This is a genomic window from Paractinoplanes durhamensis (genome assembly GCF_016862175.1).
Classification (GTDB): Bacteria; Actinomycetota; Actinomycetes; order Mycobacteriales; family Micromonosporaceae; genus Actinoplanes; species Actinoplanes durhamensis.
Genome location: NZ_BOML01000002.1, coordinates 89,186 through 108,742, shown reverse-complemented (window position 1 = coordinate 108,742; position 19,557 = coordinate 89,186). Strand labels below are relative to the sequence as shown.

The window sequence follows — 19,557 nt, the reverse complement described above, 5'->3', positions numbered from 1 at the left end:
GCAGTATGGCCGGGGACGGCATCACAGCAGGTCGGCAGCGCAGTCGTGCGAACGGCAGCGCGCCCGCCGGGGGGCTGCGTGTCGAGCGGGTCTGGACGACCGAGGGCGTCCACCCGTACGACGAGGTGGAGTGGGAGCGCCGCGACGTCGTCATGACGAACTGGCGGGATGGCTCGATCAACTTCGAGCAGCGTGGCGTGGAATATCCCGGGTTCTGGAGCGTGAACGCGGCGAACATCGTCACCACCAAGTACTTCCGCGGCGCGGTCGGCACCGCGGACCGCGAGTGGTCGCTCAAGCAGCTCATCGACCGGGTCGTCTCGACCTACCGCAAGGCCGGCGAGAAGAACGGCTACTTCGCCACCAAGGCGGACGCCGAGCTGTTCGACCACGAGCTGACCTGGATGCTGCTGCACCAGGTGTTCAGCTTCAACTCGCCGGTCTGGTTCAACGTCGGCACCAAGTCGCCGCAGCAGGTCAGCGCCTGCTTCATCCTGTCGGTCGACGACTCGATGGACTCCATCCTGGATTGGTACAAGGAGGAGGGGCTGATCTTCAAGGGCGGCTCCGGCTCCGGCGTCAACCTGTCCCGCATCCGCTCGTCGAAGGAACTGCTGTCGTCCGGGGGGACCGCCAGCGGACCGGTGAGCTTCATGCGCGGCGCCGACGCCAGCGCGGGCACCATCAAGTCCGGCGGTGCCACCCGCCGGGCCGCCAAGATGGTCATCCTCGACGTCGACCACCCGGACATCGAGGAGTTCGTCACCACCAAGGCGCGCGAGGAGAACAAGATCCGCGCGCTGCGGGACGCCGGCTTCGACATGGACCTGGGCGGCGCCGACATCGTCAGCGTGCAGTATCAGAACGCCAACAACTCGGTGCGGGTCAGCGACGAGTTCATGCGGGCGTACGAGGAGGGCACCGACTTCGCCCTCCGCGGCCGGCTGCACGGCGAGGAGATCGAGCGGGTCGACGCGAAGAAGCTCTTCCGCGACATCGCCCAGGCGGCGTGGGAGTGTGCCGACCCCGGCATGCAGTACGACGACGTCATCAACGACTGGCACACCAACCCCGAGACCGGCCGGATCACCGCGTCCAACCCGTGCTCGGAGTACATGTCGCTGGACGACTCGTCCTGCAACCTGGCCTCGCTCAACCTGATGAAGTTCCTCAAGGCCGACGGCGGCTTCGAGGTGGCGAAGTTCGTCAAGAGCGTCGAGTTCATCATCACCGCGATGGAGATCTCGATCTCGTTCGCCGACTTCCCGACCGAGAAGATCGGCGTCACCACCCGGGCCTACCGGCAGCTGGGCATCGGCTACGCCAACATCGGCGCACTGCTGATGGCTTCGGGTCTGCCCTATGACTCGGAGGGTGGCCGCGGGGTCGCCGCCGCCATCACCTCGCTGATGACCGGCACCGCCTACCGCCGTTCGGCCGAGCTGGCCGGCGTCGTCGGGGCGTACGAGGGCTATGCCCGCAACGCCGAGGCGCACAAGCGCGTCATGCGCAAGCACGCCGCCGCCAACGACGAGATCAAGACCACCAACACGGTGGCCATCGAGATCGTCCGCGAGGCCACCAAGCAGTGGCAGGCCGGCAACAAGCTCGGTGAGAAGAACGGCTGGCGCAACGCCCAGGCGTCGGTGCTCGCCCCCACCGGCACCATCGGCCTGATGATGGACTGCGACACCACCGGCATCGAGCCCGACCTGGCTCTGGTCAAGTTCAAGAAGCTGGTCGGCGGCGGCTCCATGCAGATCGTCAACCAGACGGTGCCGCGCGCGCTGCGCAGCCTCGGCTACCCCGAGGAGCAGGTCGAGGCGATCGTCGAGCACATCGCCGACCACAGCAACGTCGTCGACGCGCCCGGCCTCAAGCCGGAGCACTACGCGGTGTTCGACTGCGCGATGGGCGAGCGGTCGATCGCTCCGATGGGTCACGTGCGGATGATGGCGGCCGTGCAGCCGTTCATCTCGGGTGCCATCTCCAAGACCGTCAACATGCCGGAGACGGCGACGGTCGAGGAGATCGAGAACATCCACTACCAGGGCTGGAAGCTCGGCCTGAAGGCGCTCGCGATCTACCGCGACAACTGCAAGGTCGGCCAGCCGCTCTCGGTCGCCTCGAAGAAGCCGGCCGCCGTCGAGGCGACCCCGGCCGTCGCGGCCACCGCGGTCGAGAAGGTCGTGGAGAAGGTCGTCGAGTACCGTCCGGTCCGCAAGCGGCTGCCGAAGAAGCGCCCGTCGGAGACGGTGTCGTTCTCGGTCGGCGGCGCCGAGGGCTACCTGACGGCGTCGTCCTACCCGGACGACGGCCTCGGCGAGGTCTTCCTGAAGATGTCGAAGCAGGGTTCCACCCTGGCCGGCGTCATGGACGCCTTCTCGGTGGCGATCTCGATAGGGCTGCAGTACGGCGTGCCGCTGGAGACCTTCATCAGCAAGTTCACCAACATGCGCTTCGAGCCGGCCGGCATGACCGACGACCCGGATGTCCGCATGGCGGCCTCGGTGATGGACTACATCTTCCGTCGCCTGGCGCTCGACTTCCTGCCCTACGAGACCCGCGCCGAGCTGGGTATCTTCACGGCGAAGGAGCGGGCCGCCCAGGTGCAGGCGGAGGCGGCGGCCGAGGCGGCCGCGGCCGGCGTCGACCTGGCCGGCATGGCCGCGTCGGCCCCGGTGACCGCACCGGCCGAGGTGATCGCCGCGGCTCCGGTCGAGGCCGAGAAGGCCGTGCCGGTGAGCGTCGGTTCGTCGACGGAGTTGCTCGAGGTCATGATGGGCCACTCGGCCGACGCACCGCTGTGCTTCACCTGCGGCACGAAGATGCGCCGCGCCGGCAGCTGCTACGTGTGTGAGGGCTGCGGCTCCACGTCGGGCTGCTCGTAAGCCTCAGAACATCGATGCCTCCCACCCGGTCACGGGTGGGAGGCATCTTTGCTGTGCGGACCTGGCGCGGGCCGGTCATCGCCAGGTGAGACGACCGGCGTCGACCACCGGGGTCCGGCCCGCACGGGCTGCGGGGCGTCGGCTGCCGGCGTGTCGGCGACGTCGTCGAGCGCGGCCGTCAGCGTCGGCCAGGCCTCGAAGAATCTCGGGCCGTTCTCCAAGGAGGCGTGGAAGATCGCGCCGAAGTTCGTGGCCTCGGGGCGCGTTGTCGGCCAGCCATATGTCTATATCGCTCAGCGTATCCGTGATGGCCGGCATCTCCTTCTCCAAAAGGGCGCTGTCGGCACCCGGGAAAGGGTGCTGGCAACGCTTCGTCAGCTATCCCACAAATTCCGGGGAATTGTCGATCTGAATATAGAAGAGAATACCATCGGCCCGATACCAGACTCCGTAGAGACGGCCGGCCGACAGGTTGTGCACCGAATAGAGTGCCTTCACCGCCCAGGTGGCAGCCGTGCCGATGGTGTCGTAGTTGGCGCCCGTCCTGGGTGCCGAGGCCGAGAATCGTGGCGCGGGCGTGCCGGACGCCGGTCTGCTGGCACTTGTTGTCCGCGCAGTCGTACCGCAGGACGCCGGTTCGGGGCCGAAACGTTCGCACGCGGGGTGGACCGGGGTTGGCGCACGGGAGTATTGCCCATGCATTGAATTGACACACGAAATCTAATGCCCCCGTGTGTGAGCTGTCTGACGGCAGTTGCGCTCAGTGCTGCAAATTAACGTACGTCAATGCAGCGCACAATACTGGCACCGAGCGACGACCCTCTACAATGTCCGGTTGTGCTCGCTGTTACTCGGCCATCGCCATTACTGATGCCACTCGCTGCCGCGGCGGTCGGCGCGGCGTTTTTCGGCGCCGACCAGGCAAGTGCCGCGTCGGCCGCGCTCGCGCTTATGTTCCTGGCCACATCCGCAGCCACATCCGCAGCCACATCCGCATTCCACGCGACCGCCGGCCTGCATCTGCTCGCCGTGGCGGCGGCGAGCCGGCTCTGGCACCCGGTCGACACCCTTCCGCGATCCGCGGGTGCCGGCGGGACGGGCACGGTGTGGGTGGTCGCCTCGCTGGACGGCGAGCGGCTCACCGGGGTGCTGTTGCTGCTCGCGGTGACGGCGTTGCTGGTCGCGGTGCATCGGTTGCCCGGCGCCGGGCGGTCCCGGTGGCCGGTCGTCGCGGCCGCCGGCCTCGGCCTGATGCCGCTCATGGTGGCGGTCGCCGGCCTGGTGAAGGAGGCCGCCGATACCCGGTGGCCGCTCCCCGCCGACCCGTGGCCCCTCCTGGTCGTGGTGCTGCCCGGGCTGGCGGCGGCGGTGTTGTGCGCGGTCATGGCGGCGGTCGGTGCCCGGCGTGCCCGGACCCGCTCGATGGTGATCGCGGGGGCTCTGGCGCTCGAGGTCGCGATCGTCGCCGACGTGTTGCGGGTTGCCGACGTGTGGTCGCTGGTGACCCTGGCCTCGACGCCGCCCGGCGAGAGCGGTGCCTTCCTGGCGCCGGGCATGCGGGTGTTCGTAGCGGAGCCGGCGCTCACCGACCGGTTGACGGGCACGCACCCTTGGGCGGCGGTGCTCGTCGCGGTGGCGCTGGCCGGGTCGGCGCTGCTGGCGGGTCTCAGCGAGGGCGAATGGGACCGGCCACCGCGGTGGACTCGCGGACCACGAGACGGCCGGGCTGGCGGATGACGCCGGTGTGGCGGTCGCCGTCCAGGGCCGCGAACAGGTGCTGGGCGGCGGTCGTGCCCAGCTGTTCCAGGTTCAGGTCCACCGTGGTCAGTGGCGGGCGGCACTCGGTCGCCAGTACCTCCCAGTTGTCGTAGCCGACGATCGCCACGTCCTCGGGGATGGTGCGGCCCAGGTCGCGCAGCGCCTCGGTCACCCCGGAGGCGATCTGGTCGCTGCCGCAGAAGATCGCGTCGATGCCGGGGTGCGACGCCAGCAGCCGGGCGGTGGCGTGCCGGCCCCAGCGCTGCGACCACTGGCCGAACAGCGGCTCGCCGACCAGCGGAAGGCCGGCCGCGTCGAGCACCTCGGTGAACGCCGACGCGCGGTCGCGGGCCGCCCGGTAGCCGGGGTCGCCGGTGATGTGCGCGATCCGCTTGCGGCCGAGCGACACCAGATGTTCGGCGGCCAGCCGGGCGCCGCCCGCATCGTCGGCGATGACCGACAGGTCCGAAGGGTCGTCTGACTCGCAGTACGCGTACACCACCGGAACGGGAATCTCGGCCGTCAGCGACGGCCGGACCTCGTTCGAGTCGCCGAGGATGATGAAGCCGTCGACCTGCCGGGCCAGCAGCGTGCGGATGTAGTGCCGGCGCCGGATCGCGTCGCCGCGGGCGTCGCACAGCAGCACGCTCATCTGCTCGTTGCCGAGGGCGTTCTCCGCGCCCAGTAGCACCGGGATGGCGAACCGGGCCGCGGACAACTCGTCGGTGAGCAGCCCGACCGTGCGGGTGTTGCCGGAGAGCAGGCTCCGGGCCAGCACGTTCGGCTGGAACGACAGCTCCTCGGCCGCCTGCCGGACCCGTTCGCGGGTGGCCGGGGCGACCTCGGCGCGCTCGTTGAGGGCCTTGGACGCGGTGGCCACCGACACCCCGGCTCGTTTGGCGACGTCGGTCAGCGTTACCTGTGCGCGTCTGCGGCCCACGGCGCAACCTCCGAAAGGTTTTCGGCAGCATAACCGGTCGCGGTAGCACGGTCCACTTCGGAAATCGACCGTTGACACTGAAGAAACACGCTGCAACCATTCCCGAAAAGGTTTTCGAGAATTTCGGGAGGCGGTGTCATGAACGGACCTGTCGCACCGACGAGGGGCGTCCTGCGGCCGATCGACCCGCAGCGGGTGCGGCTGACCGGCGGCTTCTGGGGCCGGCGCCAGGCGATCAACGGCACCGCCACCATGGCGCACAGCCGGGCCTGGCAGGACCGGCTCGGCTGGACCACGAACTTCCGCGAACCGAACGGAAACGCCGACAGCCGCGGGCGCGAGTTCAGCGACTCCGAGGTCTACAAGCGGGCCGAGGCGCTCTGCTGGGAGTCGGCCCGCCCCGGCGGCATCCGGCACGACGACGAGCTGGCCGAGCTGGTCGAGCTGATCGGCGCGGCCCAGGACGCCGACGGCTACCTGCACACCGCCTACGGCCGGCCCGGCCAGCCGCAACGCTACGGCGACCTGAGCTTCGGCCACGAGCTCTACTGCGCCGGCCACCTGCTCCAGGCGTCGGTCGCCGCCGCCCGCACCGGCGCCGCACCCGGCCTGCTCGACATCGGCGTCCGGCTCGCCGACCACATCTGCGTCGCGTTCGCCGACGAGGGTTTCTGCGGCCACCCCGAGGTGGAGACCGCGCTGGTCGAGCTCTACCGGGTCACCGGCGAACGACGCTACCTCGACCAGGCCGCCGCGTTCCTCTTCCGGCGCGGCCGGCAGACCCTGCCCGAGCACGAGTTCGGCTGGCCCTACTTCCAGGACGCCGTCCCGGTCCGCACCGGCGAGGTCTTCGGCGGCCACGCGGTCCGGGCCATCTACCTCGCCGCCGGTGCCGTCGACGTCGCCGTCGAGACCGGCGACGACGAACTCCTCGAAGCGGTCGCCCGGCAGTTCGACCGCACCCTCGCCCGCCGCACCCACCTCACCGGCGGCATGGGCTCCCGGCACCTCGACGAGAGCTTCGGCGAGGACTTCGTCCTTCCGCCCGACCGGGCCTACTCGGAGACCTGCGCCGGCGTGGCCACCGTCATGCTCGCGCAGCGGCTGCTGCTCGCCACCGGCGAAACCCGCTACGGCGACATCGTCGACCGGGTCCTGCACAACGTGATCGCCACCTCGATCGGCGACGACGGCCGCTCCTTCTTCTATGCCAACACCCTCCACCAGCGGACCCCGGCGCAGGCCACCGGGCTCAAGAAATTCAGCGGCGGCGCCCGGGCACCCTGGTTCGAGGTGTCCTGCTGCCTCAACAACATGGCCCGGCTGATCGCCTCGCTCGGCACCTACTTCGTCACCGAGGACTCCGGCGGCGTGCAGCTGCACCAGTTCGCGCCGATGCGCATCGAGGCGGGCGGGATGGTGCTCGACGTCGACACCGGATACCCGGAGAAGGGCACCGTCACGGTCACCGTGGTCGAGGCCCCGGACACCCCGCGCACCATCACCCTCCGGGTTCCGGCGTGGGCGGCCGGCGCGAACGGCGTACACCGCAAGGTTTTTGACAAGGGTGAGCGGATCCGCCTGGATCTGCCGATGCGTCCCCGATGGACGTTTCCCGACCCGCGGGTCGATGCGCTGCGTGGCTGCGCGGCCGTCGAGGTCGGCCCGGTCGTCATGTGCGCCGAATCGATCGACCAGGACGACGACATCCGCCTCGACGAGATCCAGGTCGACACGTCGATCGCCCCCGAAGCCGGTGCCGTCAAGGCCCGGCGGATCACGCCGGCCGAACAGAGCTGGCCCTACCAGAGTCACCGCACCACCACCGAACGCCCCGATCCGGTCGTGGTTCCGCTCCTCCCGTACCACCGCTGGGCCCGTCGCGGCCCGTCCACGATGCGGATCTGGTTGCCGTCAGAAAGGTCCAACACCATCTGAAAGGGAGGTACGCGATGCCGCATCCCCGGCTGGCACTCGCGTTGACCGCAGTCCTCACGGCCGCAGTGCTGACTCCCACAGCACCCGCCTTCGCCGCGCAGACCATCGGCTATCCGACGTTCTCCGGGCCCGCCCTCCCGGCGATGCCGGTGGCGATGACAACCGGCAACACCATGCAGGCGATGTACGACGCGGAAAAAGCGGGCACCGATTTCTGGATGGATCGGCTGCTCGCCCGCTCCGGCAACGACCCGGCCGGCACCTGGCTGATGAGCCGCGGCCGCGCGGTGTTCATGAAGACCCACACACCGTCCGTGCTGGGCTTCGGTGGCACCGTCGCGTATTGGGAAAGCATCAACGACCAGGCCGCGTTCACCGTGACCGCCGGGTCGGGCACGTGGAGTGAGACGGTGGCGTCACGCTGGCAGGCGCCGAGTTACTTCCGCAGCGTGCACACCAACGGGTCGCTGCGGCTGACCCAGACGAAGTTCATCACCCAGAACGACGTGGCGGTGGACAATCTGGCCTTCACCAATACCGGCTCGTCGTCGGTGACCGTCGCTTTACGGGCGACCTCGCCCTACGCGACGACGGTCAGCGGCACCGACCTGACCGGCCAGGTGTCGGTCAAGAACGCGCTTACCACGATTTATCCGCGGCTCTCCGGTGACGGCTTCGCGGCCGCGAGCGGCGCGCTGACCAGGTCGGTGACGCTGGCGGCCGGCGCGTCGGTGAGCGTCAAGATCCAGCTCGGGTTCGTGGCCAACGAAATCCCCGATTCACTGTCCGAATACAACGCCTACAAGGCGTTGACTCCGGACAACGCCTTCGCCACCCACGTGCGGGCGTACAACCTCTGGTGGGCGCAGAACCTGCCCTATCTGGACGTTCCCGAACCGGCCATCAAGAAGGAGATCTACTACCGCTGGTGGCTGATGCGGTTCAACTACCTCGACGCCAACATCCCCGGCCAGGACTTCCAGTTCCCCACGTCGGTCGAGGGCGCGCTCGGCTACAACAACGCCATCGTCCTCACCCAGCCGATGCACATCGACGACCTCAAGTATTTGCGTAACCCGGCGTACTCGTACGGTCCGTGGCTCTCCGTGGGGCAGGTCTCCAAGGGCGGCCGGTTCATGGACAACCCCGGTGACCCGGAGAACTGGTCGAACAGTTACACCCAGTACATCGCCGAGGCGGCCTGGAAGAGCTTCGAGATCCACGGCGGCCAGCCGGCCATCGCCGGCAACCTCGCGAAATACGCCGAGGGCGACGTCAAGGGCCAACTCTCGTACTACGACCACAACAACGACGGGCTCATCGAGTACGACTGGGGCGCGCTCACCGGCAACGACGCCGACGCCGTCTCCTTCGACTGGAAGTCCGGCAACATGGACCGCGCCGAATCCGCGTACGTCTACAGCGGAGCCGTCGCCGCCGCCCAGGCCTACGCCGCGATCGGCAACACCACCAAAGCCGCCGAGATGCAGGCCATCGCCGACCGCATCAAGAACGCGATCGTCACCTACCTGTGGGACTCCACCAACAAGCTGATCGAGCACCGGCACATCGCCTCGAACAGCCTGGTCCCCTGGAAAGAGATCAACAACTATTACCCGTACGCCGTCGGCGCGATGCCGAACACCGACGAGTACAAGCAGGCCCTGCGCCTGTTCGCCGACCCGGCCGAATACCCGATCTTCCCGTTCTACACGGCGAACCAGAAGGACAAGGCGACCGCGGCCGCGGCCGGCTTCCCGGGCAGCAACAACTTCTCCACGATCAACTCGACGGTGCAGTTCCGGCTCTACTCGTCGGTGCTGCGCAACTACCCCAACCAGTGGATGACCGCCGAGGACTACAAGAAGCTCCTCTACTGGAACACCTGGGCGCAGTACGTCGGCGGCAACACCGCCTGGCCGGACGCCAACGAATTCTGGGCCGACTGGAACGCCGGCACCACCACCATCGATTACCGCTCGTGGATCCACCACAACATCCTCGGCAGCAGCAACTGGACCGTCATCGAGGACGTGATGGGCCTGCGCCCGCGCACCGACAAGCAGGTCGAGCTGTCCCCGATCAACATCGGCTGGCCCAACTTCGCCGCCAACAACCTGCGCTACCGCAACGCCGACCTCAGCATCGTCTGGGACGACCCGGCCGACGGCGTGGTCAAGTACACCGGCATCCCGCAGGGCTACTCGCTGTTCGTCAACGGCACCCGGGTGGTCACCGTCGACAAACTCGTCCCGCTGACCTGGAACCCCGACTCGGGCACGGTCACGCTGCCGTCCGGCGGCAGCGTGCTTTACAGCCAGGCGTACGCCGGACTCCAGTCACCGGCACAGGTGACCCAGAGCAGCGCCCAGATGGTCGACATGTTCAACAAGGCGGGCGTCGACCTGACCGCGGACCTGCCCAACTACGCGGCCGGCGCGGCGACGACGGCGTCCTACACCGCATCGGGAACGGCGGGCGCCAACGCGGTCGACGGCTTCCCGATCAACGAGCCGCTGTGGGGCACCTGGGGTTCACCGAACGCCACCGACTGGCTCGAGCTCAACCTCGGCCAGCAGCGGACGGTCAACGAGGTGCGGGTGTGGTTCCGCAACGACCGGGCCACCAACCATTACCGCCAGCCGTCGTCCTACCAGATCCAATACCTGAACGGCAGCACCTGGACAACGGTGGCCACCGGCACCGGCCAGGCCAACTACAACGTCCTGCAGTTCCCGGCGGTGAACGCCACCCGGCTGCGGGTGCAGGTCACCCACGCGAGCGGCGTGAAGACCGGCATCACCGAGGTCAAGGTCGTGAACCGTGGGGGAGTGGTGACCCCACCGACCACCACCAACAAGGCCCTGACCGCCACCCCGACCGCCAGCTACACGTCGTCGTGGGAGAGCGTCCTGGCCCTCAACGACGGCATCGACCCGCCGTCGTCGAACGACACGGTGAACCGGCGCTGGGGCACCTGGCCCAACACCGGTGAGCAGTGGGGCCTGCTGACCTGGCCGTCGGCCGAAACCCTGTCCAGCGCCGACGTCTACTTCTTCGACGACAACGGCGGCGTCCGGGCACCGGCCTCATGGAAGCTCCAGTACTGGAACGGCACCGCCTACGCCGACGTGGCCGGAGCGTCCGGCTACCCGACCGCGCTGAACCAGTACAACCACGTCACCTTCACCGCGGTCAGCACCACCCGGTTGCGAGTGCTGCTGCAGAGCGGCACCGCATCGGTAGGCCTGCTCGAGGTCAAGGCCTCCTGACGGCAGACCCGCTCCCGATCCCCGCGGCTCGGCGCGTTCCCACAAACGCGCCGGGCCGCGGCCCCAAGGGCTCGCCCGCCACGCCTCGCCGTTGTGCGACGGCGGCGCGCTCGTCCTCAGCGCACCGCTGCCCGGCGGCGGCAAGTCCGCCGGCGCGCCCGCCTCTCGCGGGGCGGCCGCGATCTACGGCCCGCCGTGTCGTTCGGCCGCCATCGACTCCCCGAACGGGCCGCCGGATCGCGGCCCGGCGATAAGTCCGATCCCCGCTTCGCCTGGGAGGTCCCCATGCAATCCCCGCTCACCCGCCGCACGCTCCTGGCCGGCTCCGCCGCCGTCGGCGCCGCCACGGTGCTTGCCACTCCGCAGTCCGCTGTCGCGGCCGGCCTTCCCGCCGTGACCGCGGCGGAAGCGGCCGCCGCCGCGGCGCGACCCGACACCGGCGTCTCCGCCTACGCCTTCCCGCTCACCGCTGTTCGCCTGCTGACCAGCCCGTTCACCGCGAACGCCGGGCGCACGCAGTCCTATCTGCAGTTTCTCGACGTCGACCGGATGGTGCACACGTTCCGGCTCAACGTCGGCCTGTCGTCGTCGGCCACCGCGTGCGGCGGCTGGGAGTCACCCAGCACCGAGCTCCGCGGCCACTCCACCGGCCACCTGCTGTCCGCGCTCGCGCAGGCCTACGCGAGCACCGGCGACGTCGCCTACCAGACCAAGGGCAACCAGATCGTCACCGTGCTGGCCCAGTGTCAGGCCCGTGCCGCCACGGCCGGCTTCAACACCGGCTATCTGAGCGCCTTCCCGGAGAGCTTCATCGACCGGGTCGAGCAGCGGCAGAGCGTCTGGGCGCCCTACTACACCCTCCACAAGATCATGGCGGGCCTGCTCGACATGCACCTGCTGGCCGGCAACGCCCAGGCGCTGACCGTGCTGACCGGCATGGCGGCCTGGGTGAAACTCCGCAACGACCGGCTCACCCTCGCCCAGCGGCAGAACATGCTGGACACCGAGTTCGGCGGGATGAACGAGGTGCTGACCAACCTCTATCAGCTGACCGGCGATGCCACCCACCTGGCCGCGGCGCAGCAGTTCGACCACGCCGAGATCTTCGATCCGCTCGCCGCCAATCAGGACAGTCTGAACAATTACCACGCCAACACCCAGATCCCGAAGATCCTCGGAGCGATCCGCGAGTATCACGCCACCGGAACCACCCGGTACCGCGACATCGCCGTCAACTTCTGGGACATCGTGACCCGGCACCACACCTACGCGATCGGCGGCAACTCGAACGGGGAGTACTTCAAGGCCCCCGACCGGATCGCCAGCGAGCTGTCCGACACGACCGCCGAGTGCTGCAACTCCTACAACATGCTCAAGCTCACCCGGCAGCTGTTCCTGACCGACCCGGCGCGGGCCGACTACATGGACTACTACGAGAAGGCCCTCTACAACCACATCCTCGCGTCGCAGGACCCGTCGTCCGCGCACGGCTTCCAGTGCTACTACGTGCCATTGCGGTCGGGCGGGATCAAGACCTACAGCAACGACTACAACAGCTTCGTCTGCTGTCACGGCACCGGCATGGAGAGCAACACCAAGTACGGCGACTCGATCTACTTCCACGACGGGGCGAGCACCCTCTACGTCAACCTGTTCATCCCTTCCGTTCTCACCTGGTCGGCCCGGAGCGTGACGGTCCGGCAGGACACGTCCTTCCCCGAGGCCGGCTCCACGAAGCTGACCGTCACCGGCTCGGGCACCTTCACCCTGCGGATCCGGATTCCGGCATGGGCTGCGGGCGCGCAGATCAAAGTCAACGGCGTCGCGTTCTCGTCGCCGGCGGCCGGCGCCTATGCGACGGTCAGCCGGACCTGGGCTTCCGGCGACATCGTCGACGTCACGCTCCCGATGACGCTGACCAGGGAGGCGACCAACGACAACGCGTCGGTGCAAGCGGTCAAGGTCGGCCCGATCGTCCTCGGTGGACTTTTCGGCACGTCCAACCTGACCGCGCTGCCGGTGCTGGACCCGGCGTCGCTGTCTCCCACGGCGACGCCGCTGCAGTACACGGCGGGGGGTGTTTCGTTGGTTCCTTTCTACAAGGCGCACGGCCAGCGATACAGCGTCTATTGGTCGATCGGGGGTTCGACTTTGGTCGCGCACTACCCATTTGACGCATCGGTGGCGGATGCCTCCGGCAACGGGCGAACCGCCACGCTCGCGGGCGGGGCGGCCTACGTGACCGGGCGCAGCGGTCAGGCGCTGGATCTCAACGGCTCCACCGGGTACGCCGCGATCCCCGGCGGCATCCTGGCCGGCGCGGCCAATTTCTCGGTCGCCCTCTGGGTGCGGATCGACACGGTCGCCACCTGGAGCCGGCTGTTCGACCTGGGCACCGGCACCGGCGCCTACATGTTCCTGACGCCACGCTCCAGCGCGGGCACGGCCCGCTTCGCGATCACCACCGCCGGCTCCGGCGGCGAGCAGCGCATCGACGGGCCGGCGGCGCTGCCGACCGGCGCCTGGACACATGTGGCGGTCACCCGCAGCGGTGGCCTGGGCGTGCTCTACGTGAACGGCACCGAGGTGGCCCGCAACGCGGCGTTGACCGCCACCCTGACCAGCACCACCCAGAACTGGCTGGGCCGCTCCCAGTACGCCGATCCCTACCTGGACGGCGCCCTGGACAACGTCCGCTTCTACAGCCGGGCACTGACCGCCGCCGAGGTCACCACCCTGGCCACCAACGGCCAGTAAGCGCCACAACGGCCAGTAAGCGCCACCAACGGCCGGTAAGCGCCACCAGCCGGCCAGTAAGCAGAGCAGGGGCGCCGGTCCGGAGACCGGCGCCCCTGTGGGCCTGTCGGCGGATCAGCCGATCTTGATGATCTTCGCGACGCTCGGGACGCCCTTGGCGTCCAGGGCGAACAGCATCCAGTAGCCGGGGATCGCGATGCCCTTGTCGGACGGGATGGTCAGGTTGTAGCCGCCGCTCGCCGCCGTCGGGGTCAGCGACAGACGCCGCTGGTCGGTGTCGACGCTGTGGGTGGCCGTGCCCATCCGGATGATCGAGAAGGCGCTGACCGCCGCCCCGGTCTTGACGTTGATCGTCGCGCCGTTGGCCGCGGTGGCCGGGGCGGTGGTGATCGTCGGCCGGGCGGCCGGCTTGCCCTCGGCGGTCAACAGGTACGGCGGGGTGAAGATCTGACCGTCGAAGTGGTTGGTGTCGCAGTACTCGCTGCAGAGACCGCCACCCGCACTGAGCACCCGGCCGTCCGGGAGCAGCAGGGCGATGCTGTGGTAGGTCCGCGGCACCGCCTGGGTGGCCATCGTCGTGAACGTCTCGGTCGCCGGATCCCACAGCTCGGCGTTGAGCACCGCGGTGTTGTCCGAGAACGGCACCGCGTAGTTCTCGCCGCCGACCACCAGCACCTTGCCGTCCGGCAGCACCACGCTGTTGTGGAACGCCCGGGTGTTCGCCATCGAGGCGACCTTCCGGGTGGTCACCGTGGTGCCGCTGATGGTGAGCACGTAGGCGTTGGCGGTGGCGTTCGAGTCCTGGTAGGCGGGCGCCCCGCCGACCGTGAGGATCTTGCCGGTGTCGTACATGATCGCGTTGCCGTTCATCGCGTCACCGTCGTCGCCGCGGGTGCCGGCCGACGCCACCGAGCCCTGGCCACTGATCGTGTACCAGTTCATCTTCTTGCTCGGCCCGGCCTGCAGGACCTTGTTGCCGCTCCACGCGATCAGCCACGCGTGGTTGTCCTTGCGGTAGTCGCCGTTGCCGCCCGGGTCGGCGGTCAGCATCGGCACGACGTCCGCGCCGGGCAACGCAGTCCAGCCGGTCGTGGCCGACCAGACCTCACCGTTCTTGCGGCCCACGTCGTAGTTGCCGACGCCGCCGCTCCACGAACCGCCGATGGTGAACACCCGGCCGTCGCTGAGCGTCGCGCTCGACTGGTAGCCGCGGGCGGTGGTCATGTCCGGCCCGTTCGTCCACGAGTCGGTGGCCGGGTCGTAGATGCTGGTCAGCGCCGCGTCGTTGCCGCCGGTGACCAGGATCCGGCCGTCCGGCAGCACCGAGATGCCGGGGCAGAACATGTCGTGCCCGGTCTCGGCGACCTCGCGCTGGGTGACCACGCCGGTCGCCGGGTCGTAGGTGGCGGTCAGGGTGCGGCCGGTGCCGCCGACGTAGTCGTTGTCGAAGGACGCCGACCACGTGAGGATCTTGCCGTTGGGCAGGACGGCCGCGGCCACCGGCACCAGCGGGAAGCCGACCGGCGCGCTCCACGTGCCACGGTTGGGCACGACCGCGCCGCTCGCGCCGAGCGGGTAGAACTCGGCGGCCGTCGTCCACGGCCCCTGCTCGCCGCTCTCGCTGCTCTTCGCGATGATCCGCAGGTAGCGGGCGGTCACCGGCGGGAACAGCACGGTCTGCTGGGCGGCGGTCTCGGGGGCGAACTTCTCGTCGGTGATCTGGTCGGTCCAGGTCGTGTTGTTGGCCGACGTCTGGATCGAGTAGGTGCCGATCCCGCCGTTGAACGACGAGTCCTGCCGGGGCTGGTAGGCGAGGCCGCCGACGAGCTGGCTGGTCTTCATGTCGATCGTGTAGGTGTGCGGGAAGCCGGGCACCGACTCGGCGCTCCACGCGGTGTGCCAGATGGTGGCGTTGTTGCCGTCCAGCGCGTTGGCCGCCTTGCCGTCCTCGCCGAGCGTCTCCTGCGAGTCGGCGGTCGCGGTCCAGCCGGTCCGGGTTAGCCGCGGGTCACCGCGGCCGAGCAGGTTGATCTCGGCGGCCGAGGTCCACGGGCCGCGCCGGCCGGCTTCGGTGACCGCGGTGAGGCGGACGTAGCGGGCCAGTGCCGACGCGAACGTCTTGGTCTGCGCGGTGGCGATGTCGGAGAACGAGCCGGTGACCACGTTCGGCGACCAGTTGGTGCCGTCCATGCTGGTCTCGATCCGGTACTGGCCGATGTTGCCGAACTGCGCACCGTCCTGCCGGCCCAGGTAGCCAAGGCCGGAGACCAGGTTCACCGCGTGCATGTCGATGGTGAACGTGTGCGGCAGATCCGGCGACGCGTCCTGCCACTGGGTGTGCCAGAGCGTGCTGGTGTTGCCGTCGATCGCGTTGGCGGCCTTGCCGTCCTCGCCGGCGGTCTCCTGGCTGTCCGCGGCGACCGTCCAGCCGGTGCGGGGCAGCACCGGGTCGGTGCCGCCGAGCAGGTTGATCTCGGCGGCGGCCGCGTAGCTGACCCGGTTGCCGGCCTCGGTGACCGCGGTGAGCCGTACGTAGCGGGTGATCACCGTGTTGATCGTGACCGTCTTGGCGGTGGCGTTGTCGGCGAAGGTGCCGGTGGCGATGTTCCCGCTCCAGGTCGTCCCGTTGTCGCTGACCTGCACCCGGTACTGCCCGATCCGGCCGTTGGCGCCGGACATCGGCAGGTAGGTGAGGCCGCTGATCGCCACCCGGTTCTTGGTGTCGATGGTGATCTGGTGCGGCATGGCGGTGGTGGTGCTCTTCCACGCCGTGGCCGTCTGGTCGTCGATCGCACTGCCGGCCGCGAACCCGGAGGCGGCGGTGTCGGCGGTGGCCGTCCAGCCGATCTTCGGCAGCGGCGCGCCGGTCGTCACCGCGACCGGGATGGCGCGCGGCATCACATGCCGGGCGTGCTCGTCGGCGACCGGCGGAGCCGATTCACTCCGTTCCTGTTCGTGTAGCACCACGGCGGTGCCTGCCACCAGGCACAACACCGCGGTCGCCGCCGCTCGGGACCATATCCGGCCTCGCACTCGCATTTTCCCCCCAGCACTCTTCCTCACGCGGCAGATAATCGTGGCGAGGGCGCTCGGTAACTCCCACGAAAGGCCAAATGACAGCCCAATATAGGGGCGGTATAGTGCCGCGCCAACCCACCCACGAAACGGTTGAATTGGGGCATAAAACCGCGGAGATTTGTGATCGTTGGCAGCATTCTTCCTGGTAGAGCCCCGGACGGGCGTTCTCTGAATTCGCTGTGTCTTTTCTGACTACATTCACCCGCACGCGCAGCGATCCCGCTTTAACGAGTAAGTTTGGGCGTCGTGACCATCGAGCGGTCGAAGGTCGCGGTCGCCGCCACTTTCGCGACCAACGGCCTCGCCTACGCGGGCTGGCTGGCCCGCGCCCCCGCGGTCCGCGCCGATCTGCATCTCTCCGCCGCCGGCTTCGGCCTGCTGCTGCTGTGCATCTCGGCCGCCGCGATCGCGTCGATCCCGCTCGCCGGTCCGCTCGTCCAGCGCTTCGGGCCGGCCCGGGCGATCCTGCTCGGCAGCACGTCGATGGTCATCGGCCTGGCCGGCCTCGGCACCGGCACGCTCACCGGCTCGGTCCCGGTCGCGGCGGCCGGGCTGGTGCTGGTCGGCGCGGGCAACAGCGCCTGGGACGTCGCCATGAACGTCGAGGGCGCCGACGTCGAACGCCGCCTCGGCCGCACGATCATGCCGCGCTTCCACGCCGGGTTCAGCCTGGGCACGGTGCTCGGCGCCGGCGCGAGCGCCCTGGCGGCGGCCTGCGGCCTGCCGATCTGGGCGCAGCTCTATCTCACCGCGGCGCTGGCGGCTTCGGTGACTTTTCCGACGGTACGGATGTTCCTCCCGCATCATCCGATCCCACCCGGCCACCGGCCCGCGATGAGCGTCGGCCAGGCCTGGCGCGAACCCCGCACCGTCCTCATCGGCCTGATCATGCTGGGCTTCGGGTTCGCCGAGGGCACCGCCAACGACTGGCTCGCGATCAGCCTGGTCGACGGCTACGGCGCGAGCGAGACGATCGGCGCCGTCGGGTACGGGTCGTTCGTCGTCGCGATGACCCTGTCCCGGCTGTTCGGCGGCTACGCGATCGAACGCTGGGGCCGGGTGGCCGTGCTGCGTGGCACCGTCGCGGCCGGCATCACCGGGCTGCTGCTGGTGGTCTCCGGCCTCGGCGTGCCGGTTGCCCTGCTCGGCGGCCTGCTCTGGGGAGCCGGATCATCGCTGGGCTTCCCGGTGGGGATGAGCGCGGCCGCCGACGACCCGGCGCGGGCGGCGATCCGGGTCTCGGTGGCGGGTTCGATCGGCTACGGCGCGTTCCTGGCCGGCCCGCCGCTGATCGGCCTGCTGGCCCAGCACCTCGGCGTCCTCAACGCCATCCTCTGCGCCCTGGTCGCGCTGGCCATCGGCCTGTTCGCCTCGGGCGCGGCGAGGCCGCTCAAGCCCGCGTAGCGGGCGCTCGGGGCCGCCTGGCCGCAGCGGGCGCACGGCCTTTCGTGGCAGTGAGCGCACACTGCGCGGCGGGTTCCGGGACAACGTCGTACCCAAAAAGGTTGTAGGTTTTTCAGCGGTTGGAACTGAGGAAGTCGGTGATCAGGTCGGCGAGGACGGTCGGCTGCTCGATCACCATGGCGTGCGAGGTGTCGGCGAGCGAGATGTACCGCGGGTGGCCGGCGAACTTGGCCTGCTCGACCACGTAGCGGCGGTGCGCGGCGTAGAGGTCGGCGAACGGCTCCTGCTCGGGCAGGTCGCGGGTCGGCAGCACCAGCAGCTCGGGGCAGGTGGTGGCGGCGTAGACCGGGCCCAGGTCCAGGTCGTTCATCAGCGTGCGCAGCTGGGACGTGGTCGCGGCGGACGGCCGGGTGGAAGTTTCGCCGTTCTCGTGCACCAGGTTGCGGCGGAAGCCCTCGATCCACACCTTCTCGTTCGCGCCCATGTCGCGGGCCGCCGCCTGCTGGCGTTCCACCAGGTCGGGCAGCTGATCGGCGGGGATGACGCGGCCGCCGAGAGCCTCCATCCGGTCGAAGATCTCGTGCAGGCGGGCCAGCTCGACTGCCGCCTTCTGCGGGTCGAGGCCAGGCAGGTGCTCGGGCCGGGTCGGCGGCGGGTTGCCGTCGAGGCTGACCACACCGGGAGTTTCGGGATGCCGCTGCCCCCACAGGGCCGCCAGCATGCCGCCCAGCGAGTGACCCACCACCGCCGGCCGGTCCAGCTCCATCTGCACGCACACCGCGGCCAAGTCGCCCAGCGCCGCGTCCCACGTCCACGTCCCGTCGCCGGAGCGGCCGTGCCCGCGCAGATCCATGGTGATCACCCGGTGGTGCGGGCGCAGCGCGCGGGCGAGCGTGGTGAGCTGGGCGAGGTTGCCGCCGGCGCCGTGCAGGAGCAGCAGCGGCGGCTGGTCGCCGCCGAAGTCGCGGATCGCGATCGGCAGCTCTCCGGCATCGACAAGTCGATCGTTGATCACGGGTTCTCCTCGGGAATCGCGGGCACGCAGGCGGTCGCGGATGGCAGCCGACGGCACGCCGCCGTCGGGGTGGCGGGGCAGGCGGCCGCGCCGCACCAGGTCGTGAACGCCCTGGCGGGTGATGCCGAGCATGGCGCCGGCGGTGGCATAGGAGACCGAATCGGCCCACGGGTGCCCGGCCCGGGCGGCGATGACCTGGCCGAGCGGGGTGGCCCACCACTCCGGCGGCGGGTCGAAGGCGCGGTCGCTCGGGTAGAGCGTGGCGATCAGGCGGGCGGCCGCGAGGGTGGCCTCCCGGTCGGTGCCGTCCCGCAGGGTGCCGGCCCAGCGGCGGGCGCGCAGCGCGACGATGTGCCGCAGGGCATCGACCGCGTCGTCGCCCTCGAGCAACACCTCGAGCGGGTCGAGCAGGCGTACGTCGAGAAGGCGCACGATCTGCTCGACAAGGTCCACGGGCGTTGATCCTCGTGCTACTTGACGCCACGTGTCAAGTCACGGTGCGTG

General features: G+C 69.5%; 9 protein-coding genes. 6 read left to right on the top strand and 3 right to left on the bottom strand.

From position 1 onward, the window contains the following. Positions 1 to 5: 5 nt before the first annotated feature. Positions 6 to 2,891: a vitamin B12-dependent ribonucleotide reductase gene (locus Adu01nite_RS00610; protein ID WP_203724193.1), complete on the top strand. Its 2,886-nt coding sequence runs from the start codon at positions 6 to 8 to the stop codon at positions 2,889 to 2,891. Positions 2,892 to 3,761: 870 nt separating this feature from the next. Beyond that, positions 3,762 to 4,628: a hypothetical protein gene (locus tag Adu01nite_RS00605; protein ID WP_203724192.1), complete on the top strand. Its 867-nt coding sequence runs from the start codon at positions 3,762 to 3,764 to the stop codon at positions 4,626 to 4,628. Here Adu01nite_RS00605 and Adu01nite_RS00600 read toward each other — a convergent pair. Further along, a complete protein-coding gene (locus tag Adu01nite_RS00600) occupies positions 4,558 to 5,589 on the bottom strand; it encodes a LacI family DNA-binding transcriptional regulator (protein WP_203724191.1) in 1,032 nt (343 codons plus the stop codon). The two genes, Adu01nite_RS00605 and Adu01nite_RS00600, sit on opposite strands and share 71 nt — an antisense overlap. A 138-nt stretch (positions 5,590 to 5,727) precedes the next feature. Here Adu01nite_RS00600 and Adu01nite_RS00595 point away from each other — a divergent pair, with 138 nt between their 5' ends. From Adu01nite_RS00595 to Adu01nite_RS00585, 3 genes are all read left to right on the top strand, one after another. Continuing rightward, on the top strand, positions 5,728 to 7,527 hold the full coding sequence (locus Adu01nite_RS00595) for a glycoside hydrolase family 127 protein (protein ID WP_203724190.1): 1,800 nt from the start codon (positions 5,728 to 5,730) through the stop codon (positions 7,525 to 7,527). A gap of 14 nt (positions 7,528 to 7,541) precedes the next feature. Beyond that, a complete protein-coding gene (locus Adu01nite_RS00590; RefSeq protein ID WP_239132018.1) occupies positions 7,542 to 10,799 on the top strand; it encodes a discoidin domain-containing protein in 3,258 nt (1,085 codons plus the stop codon). A gap of 285 nt (positions 10,800 to 11,084) precedes the next feature. Then, positions 11,085 to 13,556 (top strand): glycoside hydrolase family 127 protein, encoded by a 2,472-nt coding sequence (locus Adu01nite_RS00585; protein ID WP_203724189.1) that lies wholly within the window; start codon positions 11,085 to 11,087, stop codon positions 13,554 to 13,556. 114 nt (positions 13,557 to 13,670) lie between these two features. On the opposite strand, the gene Adu01nite_RS00580 is transcribed toward Adu01nite_RS00585, so the two are convergent. Continuing rightward, positions 13,671 to 16,523, bottom strand: coding sequence for a galactose oxidase family protein (locus Adu01nite_RS00580; protein WP_239132017.1), 2,853 nt, complete (start codon positions 16,521 to 16,523; stop codon positions 13,671 to 13,673). A 357-nt stretch (positions 16,524 to 16,880) separates the two neighbouring features. Between Adu01nite_RS00580 and Adu01nite_RS00575 the strand changes: the two genes are divergently transcribed. Beyond that, a complete protein-coding gene (locus Adu01nite_RS00575; protein WP_239132016.1) occupies positions 16,881 to 18,038 on the top strand; it encodes an MFS transporter in 1,158 nt (385 codons plus the stop codon). Positions 18,039 to 18,150: 112 nt separating this feature from the next. Here the strand turns inward: Adu01nite_RS00575 and Adu01nite_RS00570 are convergent, their stop codons facing one another. Then, positions 18,151 to 19,506: an alpha/beta fold hydrolase gene (locus Adu01nite_RS00570; RefSeq protein ID WP_239132015.1), complete on the bottom strand. Its 1,356-nt coding sequence runs from the start codon at positions 19,504 to 19,506 to the stop codon at positions 18,151 to 18,153. Between the last annotated feature and the right edge of the window lie 51 nt (positions 19,507 to 19,557).

Excerpts from the sequence above, each read along its gene's own strand:
- Adu01nite_RS00605 (WP_203724192.1), top strand. The coding sequence starts at position 3,762 with ATGCCACTCGCTGCCGCGGCGGTCGGCGCGGCGTTTTTCGGCGCCGAC.
- Adu01nite_RS00610 (WP_203724193.1), top strand. The coding sequence starts at position 6 with ATGGCCGGGGACGGCATCACAGCAGGTCGGCAGCGCAGTCGTGCGAAC.
- Adu01nite_RS00595 (WP_203724190.1), top strand. The coding sequence starts at position 5,728 with ATGAACGGACCTGTCGCACCGACGAGGGGCGTCCTGCGGCCGATCGAC.
- Adu01nite_RS00585 (WP_203724189.1), top strand. The coding sequence starts at position 11,085 with ATGCAATCCCCGCTCACCCGCCGCACGCTCCTGGCCGGCTCCGCCGCC.
- Adu01nite_RS00590 (WP_239132018.1), top strand. The coding sequence starts at position 7,542 with ATGCCGCATCCCCGGCTGGCACTCGCGTTGACCGCAGTCCTCACGGCC.